The organism is Nonomuraea deserti, from assembly GCF_004348685.1.
Taxonomy (GTDB): Bacteria; Actinomycetota; Actinomycetes; order Streptosporangiales; family Streptosporangiaceae; genus Nonomuraea; species Nonomuraea deserti.
Genome location: NZ_SMKO01000457.1, coordinates 1 through 474, shown reverse-complemented (window position 1 = coordinate 474; position 474 = coordinate 1). Strand labels below are relative to the sequence as shown.

Below are 474 nucleotides of genomic sequence, written 5' to 3'. Positions count from 1 at the left end.
CGCCGCGGCCCGATCCGGGGCTCACCGCGCGGGAGGCCGAGATCCTGGAGCTGATCGCCGCCGGGCTCACCAACCGGGAGATCGCGCGGCGGCTGGTCATCACGGAGAAGACCGTGAAGAACCACGCGCACCAGATCTACAAACGGCTGGGCGCGGACGGCAGGGAACACGCCGTCGCGCGCTGGCTGGAATTGAATTCGGTGCCCGATGGAACAGATCTGACCTGACCTAACCTGGCCGCCGGCCGCGAATATCGGCCCCCCGCCGACGGCGGGGTCCTAGGACCAGGCCCACGCCAAGATGGGCCCCTGGGTGGTCTTTACTTGCACAGTCCGTTACCGCATGATCAGTTGGGCCGCGTTCCAATGCCCATTAATTCCATTTCTGGCCTGGTTGTGAACGGCTGTTGAAATTCAGTCGCCATCGTCCACGCGCCCTGGGGAGGCTTGGTGAAAGTCGTTCGCCGTCCCGCTC

General features: G+C 65.2%; 1 protein-coding gene. It reads left to right on the top strand.

What is annotated here, in order from left to right; genetic code table 11:
* Nucleotides 1-227, top strand: a 227-nt coding sequence (locus E1292_RS50665) for a helix-turn-helix domain-containing protein (protein WP_132606900.1), incomplete at its 5' end; no start/stop codon positions are given.
* Between the last annotated feature and the right edge of the window lie 247 nt (nt 228-474).